General features: G+C 68.9%; 3 protein-coding genes. All 3 read right to left on the reverse strand.

Annotation, left to right across the window (positions count from 1 at the left end; genetic code table 11):
* Positions 1-87: 87 nt before the first annotated feature.
* The 3 genes from HRL41_RS11190 to HRL41_RS11200 all read right to left on the reverse strand — a co-directional run bounded on the left by HRL41_RS11190 (position 88) and on the right by HRL41_RS11200 (position 7,553).
* Positions 88-5,148 (reverse strand): 2-hydroxyacyl-CoA dehydratase, encoded by a 5,061-nt coding sequence (locus HRL41_RS11190; RefSeq protein ID WP_253904879.1) that lies wholly within the window; start codon positions 5,146-5,148, stop codon positions 88-90.
* A 10-nt stretch (positions 5,149-5,158) separates the two neighbouring features.
* Entirely contained in the window at positions 5,159-5,770 is a 612-nt protein-coding gene (locus HRL41_RS11195; protein WP_172137096.1) for a TetR/AcrR family transcriptional regulator, read from the reverse strand.
* Positions 5,771-6,173: 403 nt separating this feature from the next.
* Entirely contained in the window at positions 6,174-7,553 is a 1,380-nt protein-coding gene (locus tag HRL41_RS11200; RefSeq protein WP_172137097.1) for an MATE family efflux transporter, read from the reverse strand.
* Between the last annotated feature and the right edge of the window lie 405 nt (positions 7,554-7,958).

The following is a 7,958-nucleotide window of genomic DNA, read 5'->3' on the forward strand; positions in this document are numbered from 1 at the left end:
GCCGCGGCCCGCTCCTCGCCCGCGCACGACCCGCCAGCCGCCTGCGGCGCGCCCGCGCCCTTCTCGCCCACGTCAGCCGCCACGGCCCTACGCCTTGATCTCCACGTAGCTCACGCTGTCGCTCTCGCGCTCGCGCGTGGGCTGGGCGGGGGCGTCGCGGTGGGCGTCGCGCGAGGTGCGGGCCTCCTTCTCCTTCGCCGCCAGGTTCGCCTTCGCCACCGCGATCATGAGCTTGATGCGGTTGAGCTGGTTCACCTCCGAGGCGCCCGGGTCGTAGTCCACGGCCACGATGTTGCTCTCGGGGTACTGGCGGCGCAGCTCCTTGATGACCGCCTTGCCCACCACGTGGTTCGGCAGGCAGGCGAACGGCTGCGTGCACACCACGTTGGGGCACCCGTTGCGCACGAGCTCCACCATCTCGGCGGTGAGCAGCCACCCCTCGCCCATCGAGTTGCACAGCGACAGGATCTGGCTCGCGTACTCGGCCAGCTCGTAGATGTCGGCGGCCGGCTCGAAGCGCTGCGAGCGCTTGAGGGCGTCGGTCACGGGCTTGCGGAACTTCGCGATGGCCTCGAGCGCCACACGGCTTCCCACCGCGCCCTTCGACGAGCGGCCGAGCGGGTCCTTCTGGAAGATGGCGCCCGCGATGCCGAACAGGAAGAACTCGATGAGCCCGGGCACCACGGCCTCGCAGCCCTCGCGCTCGATCACGTCGACGATCTGGTTGTTCGCCGTGGGGTGGAACTTCACGAGGATCTCGCCCACCACGCCCACGCGCGGCTTGGCGCCCTCGCCGGCAAGCGGCAGCGTGTCGAAGTCCTCCACGATGGCGCCCACCGTGCGCTTGAACCCGCCGCGCGTGACGCCCTCGGCAAGCTGCGCCTTGCAGGCGGCCATCCAGTGGTCGAACAGGCGCTCGGCGCTGCCCGGCTCCACCTCGTAGGGGCGCGTGCGGTAGAGGCACTGCATCAGAAGGTCGCCGTAGCACAGCGCGTACACCGCCTGCAGCAGCATCTTCGGCGTGATGTTGAAGCCCGGGTTCACCTCGCCGAGGTCCTTGAACGACAGCGCGATGACCGGTATGTGCCCGAGCCCCACGCTCTTGAGCGCCTTGCGGATGAGCGCGATGTAGTTGGTGGCGCGGCAGCCGCCGCCGGTCTGCGTGATGAGCACGGCCAGCTTGTCGGTGTCGTACTCGCCGCTCATGACCGCTTCCATGATCTGGCCCGTGACCAGGATGGACGGGTAGCAGATGTCGTTGTTCACGTACTTGAGGCCCGCGTCCACCGCGCCGTGGTCCACGCTCGGCAGAAGCTTCACGTTGTAGCCGAAGCGCCCGAAGATGGGCACCAGGAGCTCGAAGTGGTACGGTGCCATCTGCGGAGCCAGGATGGTGTAGCCCGCCTCCTTCATCTCGGCGGTGAACTGCGGGCGCGCGAACTCGGTGGACTCGCCCTCGCGCTGCTCCACCTGGGCGGCGCGCACCACGCCGTCGGCCTTCTCGGTGAAGCTCTCGGGCACGAGCTTGTCAATGTCGTCGAGGTTGATGGACGCCGCCGGGCACGCGCGCCCCTCGGCCGCCGCGTCCGAGGCCGCCTCGGCCTCGCGGTCGGCCTGGTCCTTGAGCGCCGCGAGCAGGCTGCGCACGCGGATGCGCGCCGCGCCGAGGTTCGACACCTCGTCGATCTTGAGCACGGTGTACACCTTGCCCGCCGCCTCGAGCACCTCCTGCACCTGGTCGGTGGTGAGCGCGTCGAGCCCGCAGCCGAAGGAGTTCAGCTGGATGAGGTCCAGGTCACGCCGCTGCGTGGCCACCTTCGCCGCCGCGTACAGGCGCGTGTGGTACATCCACTGGTCGACCACGCGGATGGGCCGCTCGAGCTGCCCCAGATGGGCGATCGAGTCCTCCGTGAGCACGGCCAGGCCGAAGCTCGTCAGAAGCTCGGGGATGGCGTGGTTGATCTCGGGGTCCTGGTGGTACGGGCGGCCCGCCAGCACGATGCCGTGCGTGCCCGTCTCCTCCATCCACGCGAGCGTCTCGGTGCCCTTCGTGCGTATGTCGCGCTTGAACGCCTCGTCCTCGGCCCACGCGGCGTCCACCGCCGCGTCCACCTCGGCCTGCGTGAGCGGCACGCGCGCGACGCCCGCCTCCTCGGCGAAGTTCTGCGAGAGCTCCACGAACAGGCGCTTCTTCAGGTGCTCCTTGTTGTCGTAGGGCAGCCACGGGCTCACGAACTTGGTGTCGGACACGCGCAGCTCGTCGATGTTCAGGCGCAGCGCCTCGGGGTAGCTCGCCACGATGGGGCAGTTGAAGTGGTTGCCCGCCGTGTCGTCCTCCTGGCGCTCCCACTTCGAGCACGGCATCCAGATGAAGTCCGGGTGCTTGTCGAGCAGGTTCATGATGTGGCCGTGGGAGAGCTTCGCCGGGTAGCACACGCTCTCGCTCGGCATGGACTCGATGCCGGCCTCGTAGGTCTTCTTCGTGGACGGGTCCGACAGGATCACGCGGTAGCCCAGGTTCGTGAAGAACGTGAACCAGAAGGGGTAGTTCTCGTACATGTTGAGCGCGCGCGGGATGCCCACCGTGCCGCGGCGCGCCTCGTCGGCGGCAAGCGGCGTGTAGTGGTCGAACAAGCGGCGGCTCTTGTACTCGAAGAGGTTCGGCACGTCCGACTTCGCCGCGCCCACGCCGAGGCTCTCGCCCTTCTCGCAGCGGTTGCCCGTGATGAAGCGGCGGTGCTTGCCCGTCTCCTCGTCGCGGCCGAAGTCGTTCACCGTGAGCAGGCAACTGTTCGAGCAGCCCTTGCAGCGCACCGTGCGGTGCGTCGGGGCGAGCGCCTCGATGTCCTCGAACGAGAGCAGCGAGGAGGTGGGGGGTGCCGTGACGGGAGCGTTGTCGGCCCCGTCCGCGCCTGCGAGGGGCTCGTCTGCGCCTGCGGGGGCAGCTGCGTCCGCGTCCGCATCCGCATCCGCGAGGGGCTCGGCAGAGCTCAGTCGCTCGGACAGTCCTGCTCGCTCGAAAGCGCCGCCGGCGCTTTCGGCTCGTGCGGAACTCGCTTGGTGAGCACCGCCGAGCCCCTCGCCCGCCGAGCCAAGCTCCTGCAAGACATCTGCCGCGCCCGCCCCCGAGGAGCCCGCGGCGCGCAGCTGCGTGCGGTAGCGGTCGCGCGCCAGGAGCGCGGCGCCGAACGCGCCCATGTTGCCGGCGATGTCGGGGCGCACGGCGTTCGCCTCGGAGAGCTGCTCGAAGGCGCGCAGCACGGCGTCGTTCAGGAAGGTGCCGCCCTGCACGATGACCTTCGTGCCCACGTCATGCGGGTCGCGGATCTTGATGACCTTGAACAGCGCGTTCTTGATGACCGAGATGGCCAGGCCCGCGGCGATGTCGCCCACCGTGGCGCCTTCCTTCTGCGCCTGCTTCACGCGCGAGTTCATGAACACGGTGCAGCGGCTGCCCAGGTCGACGGGGCGCTCGGCCTGGACGGCGGTCTTCGCGAACTCGGCCACGTCGAGGTTGAGGCCGGTGGCGAAGCTCTCGATGAAGCTGCCGCAGCCCGACGAGCACGCCTCGTTGAGCATGATGTGGTCGATCACGCCGTCCTTCACGCGCAGGCACTTCATGTCCTGCCCGCCGATGTCGAGGATGAACTCCACGCCGGGCAGCATCTCCTGCGCGCCGCGCAGGTGCGCCACCGTCTCGATCTCGCCGGAGTCCACGCGCAGCGCCTCGAGCAGCAGCCCCTCGCCGTAGCCCGTCACCGTGGCGTGCCCGATGCGCACGAGCGGGTCGCCCGTGGCCTCGTCGCACGGCAGCGCGCGGTAGAGCTCGGCGAGCGCCGCCTTCGCGCACCCGAGCACGTCGCCCTTGTTGGAGGCGTACGTCGACCACAGAAGCGCGCCGTCCTCGCCGATGAGCGCGGCCTTGAACGTGGTCGAGCCCGCGTCGATGCCCAAGAAGGCCACGCCGCGGTAGTCCTCGAGCGGCGCGCGGCGCGCGCGCTCGGTGTCGTGGCGCGCCTTGAACTCGGCGTAGTCCGCGTCGTCGGCGAACAGCGGCGCCAGGCGCACCACCTCGCTTCCCTGCATGTCGCCGAGGTTCTCCAGGCGCACGAGCACGTCGGAGAGGTGCTCGGGCGCGGCGCCCTCCGCGGCGCCCGCGATGGCGCAGCCGCTCGCGACGAACAGGTGCGCGTTCTCGGGCACGATGATGGCGTCGCCCTCAAGGTCGAGCGTCTCGTAGAAGCGGCGGCGCAGCTCGGGCAGGTACTGCAAGGGGCCGCCGAGGAAGGCCACGTTGCCGCGGATGGGGCGCCCGCACGCCAGGCCCGAGATGGTCTGCGTGACCACCGACTGGAAGATGGAGGCCGCGATGTCCTCCTTCTTCGCGCCCTCGTTCAGAAGCGGCTGCACGTCGGTCTTGGCGAACACGCCGCAGCGGCTCGCGATGGGGTAGATGGTGGCGTGGCTCTTCGCCAGCTCGTTCAGGCCGCCTGCGTCGGTGTTCAGGAGCGCGGCCATCTGGTCGATGAACGCGCCCGTGCCGCCCGCGCACGTGCCGTTCATGCGCTGCTCGATGCCGTTGTCGAAGTAGATGATCTTGGCGTCCTCGCCGCCGAGCTCGATGGCCACGTCGGTGGCGGGGATGAACGTCTCCACGGCCGTCTTGGACGCGATGACCTCCTGCACGAACGTGATGCCGAGCCACTGGGACAGGAGCAGGCCGCCCGAGCCCGTGATGGCGATGGTCATGCGCTCGGTGGGGAACTGGGCGGCGGCCTCGCGCAGCACCTCGATGATGGTGGCGCGCACGTCGGCGTGGTGGCGGCGGTACACCGCCCACTTCACCTCGCCGAGCGCGTCGAGCACGGCGAGCTTCACCGTGGTCGACCCCACGTCGATGCCGAGGCGCAGGAGCCCGTCGGCCGCCGCGAGCACCGCCTCGCGCTCGGCGGCAGCCTCGGCCGCAGCCTCGGCCTCCTCCACGCGCGTCACGCGCAGGGTGGCCGCGTCCTCGGTGGCGTCGGTGATGATCTGGACGTACTTCCTCTCCTCGCGCTTGGCGGACTTGCGCGCGGCGTGGGTGCCTCTCGCGGTCTTTCTCATGGTTCCCTTGGCTTTCTCGGATTTGTCGTTAGTCTTGTCGAACATGGTCCTCACCTTAGAGCTTGATCGATTCGCCGGGCTTTATGAACAGGAGGCGCATCACGATGCGCGCCATGTCCTCGGAGCTCTCCTGCATGCCGCGCTCCAGCCACCGCGTGATGACGCCCAGGTACGCCGACGCGTAGAACGCCACGTAGTAGCCGACGAACGGCTCGGGGTCGCTGCGGTAGCGCTCGTGCAGAAGCCCCAGGATGATGTCGGTGCACAGCGTGTCGCGCAGGCGCTGGCCGAAGCGCGCGTCGCCGCGCGGGCCGAGCATCGCGCACAGGAAGTCGCCCTGCTCGCGCAGGTGGTCGAACAGCTCCACGAGCAGCGGCAGCGACTCGCGCGCCACCTTGAGCTTCGCCAGGTCGAGCAGCGTGAGCTTGGACATCTCGCCGCGGAACTGGCGCAGGTCGCCCATGACCTCGTCCTCGAGCTGGGCGAGCAGGTCGTCCTTGTCGCGGAAGTGGTTGTAGAACGTGCCGCGGTTGAGGTCGGCGCGGGCGCACAGGTCGTTCACCGTGAAGCCGTCGAGCCCGCGCTCCTCGGTGAGCGCGATGAGCGCGGCGCGCAGCGCGCGACGAGAACGTGCGATGCGGCGGTCGGTGCAACCGTCGGACGTCATGCGGTCCCCTCTTCGGTCATGCAATCCTCTCTTCGACGGCAAGGCCAATAATCAACACGCTGTTCATTATAGCGAGAACGAAGCTGCCCGTCAGCCCTTGCGGCGCCCCCGTGCAGAAAAACAGCGGCGTTTTGGCAGAAATTTACAGATATTTGTCGCTCGGAAGGCAGCGAGGGGCTCTTTTCTCGTAGACTGCCCCGCTTCCACCAGCAAAACCGCAGGTCGCATATTCTTCGACAGACCAGAAGAGCGCTCATCTCGCTGCGAAAAGACAAATATCTGAAGATTTCTGCCAAAATGGGCGCTGAGAATTGCACGCCGGCGCGTCCCTACGCCAGCGGGCGGGACTTCGCAGAGGGAGCGCCCTCATGCCCGCGGGCGGGGCCTGGCAGAGGGAGCGCCCTCACGCCCGCGGGCGGGGCCTCTTCCTGCGCGCCTTCCCCGGGCGGGGCTTCATGAAGCCGTAGACGTCGCCGAGGCCGAGCATGAACGCGAGGGTGACCACGAGCGCCACCAGCTCGGCTGCGGGCGTGGCGAACCAGATGCCCTGCGGGCCGAGCACAAGCGGCAGCAGGAGCACCGCGGCGACCTCGAACACCAGCGTGCGCAGAAACGAGATGGCCGCCGACACCAGGCCGTTGTTGAGGGCGGTGAACAGCGCCGAGCCGTACACGCAGAAGCCCATGAGCAGGTACGTCAGCGCGTAGATGCGAAACGCGCGCTCCGTGAGCGCGCAGAGCTCGGGGTCGTACCCCACGAACACCTGCGCCAGCGCGCCCGCGCTCGCCTGCGCCAGCGCGAACATGCACACGCCGCCCGCCGCCACGAACGCCATGCTCTTCCTGAACAGGCTGCGCATCTCAACGTGGTTGCGCGCGCCGAGCTGGAAGCTCATGAGCGGCGAGGTCCCCATCGCGTACCCCATGAACATCGCGCCGAACACCATGGCCACGTACATAATCACGCCGTAGGCCGCCACGCCGTCCTCGCCGATCAGGCGCAGCAGCTGGAAGTTGTACAGCATGGCCACCAGCGACATGGCGATGTTGCTCACCATCTCGGACGACCCGTTCACGCAGGCGCGCGCCAGCACGCGGCCCTCGAAGCGCGTGCGCCCCAGGCGCAGGAAGCTCGCGTTCTTGCGCGCGAAGTAGAGAAGCGGCACGCCGCCGCCGATGAACTCGCCGATCGACGTGGCGAGGGAGGCGCCCGCCACGCCCCAGCCGAGCACGCCGACGAACAGCGCGTCGAGCGCCATGTTCGCGACGCCGGCCGCAACCACCACGCAGAAGCCCAGCTGGGGCTTGCCCGCCACCACGAAGAAGCTCTGGAACACGTACTGCAGCATGAAGAACGGGAACGACAGCAGCGCGATGAGGCCGTAGACCACGGCGAGCTCGAGCATCTCGCCGCTCGCGCCCATGAGCTGGTACAGCGGGCGCAGGACGAAGGCGCCGGCAACGGCGAGCGCCACGCCGATGGCGAGCGTCGCGTACACCAGCAGCGAGAAGTAGCGGTTCGCGCGCTCGTCATCGCGCTCGCCGCGCGTCTTCGCCACGATGGCGCTGCCGCCCGCGCCGATCATGAACCCCACCGAGCTCAGCACCATGAGGATGGGCATCGCCCAGTTCACGGCGGCGAGCGCGGTCTTGCCGGCGAAGTTCGACACGAACAGCCCGTCCACGATGCCGTAGACGGACGTGAAGATCATCATCGCGATGGACGGCGCGGCGTACCTCAGAAGCTGGGGCATGCTGAAGTGCCTGCCCATGTCAACGGCCATGGCGAAAGTCTCCTTAGGGGTCGGGGTGCGGAAGGCGGGACGCGCGCCGACGACCCGGCGCAGGCGCGGTGCCGGCGGCCAGGCAGGGCGAGCCGGCGATCGGGGCCGGCCAACCGTCAGCCGCCAGGTGCTCGAGCCAAGTGCCCGAAGAGCCTGGTGCCGTGCCCATTTTAACCCAAAGCCCAGCTGAGTAAAGGACCCCGCTGACGCGTGTGTCTTCTCCGTCAACTGCGAAATGCCCTACAATGGCCCTAGTGAAACCTGCGGAAGGGACCCCCATGGCAACCTCGGGAAGCAAGCCCACGCGTCGCAAGCCCAGCCCCGCGGCGCGCCCTCAAGCCGCGCGGCCGGCCAAAGCGCCGCAGCCCGCTCAGCCGCGCGGCGCGCAAGCCGACCGGCCGGCCC

Origin of the sequence: Adlercreutzia sp. ZJ473 (assembly GCF_013185065.1) — a bacterium.
GTDB lineage: Bacteria > Actinomycetota > Coriobacteriia > Coriobacteriales > Eggerthellaceae > CAAEEV01.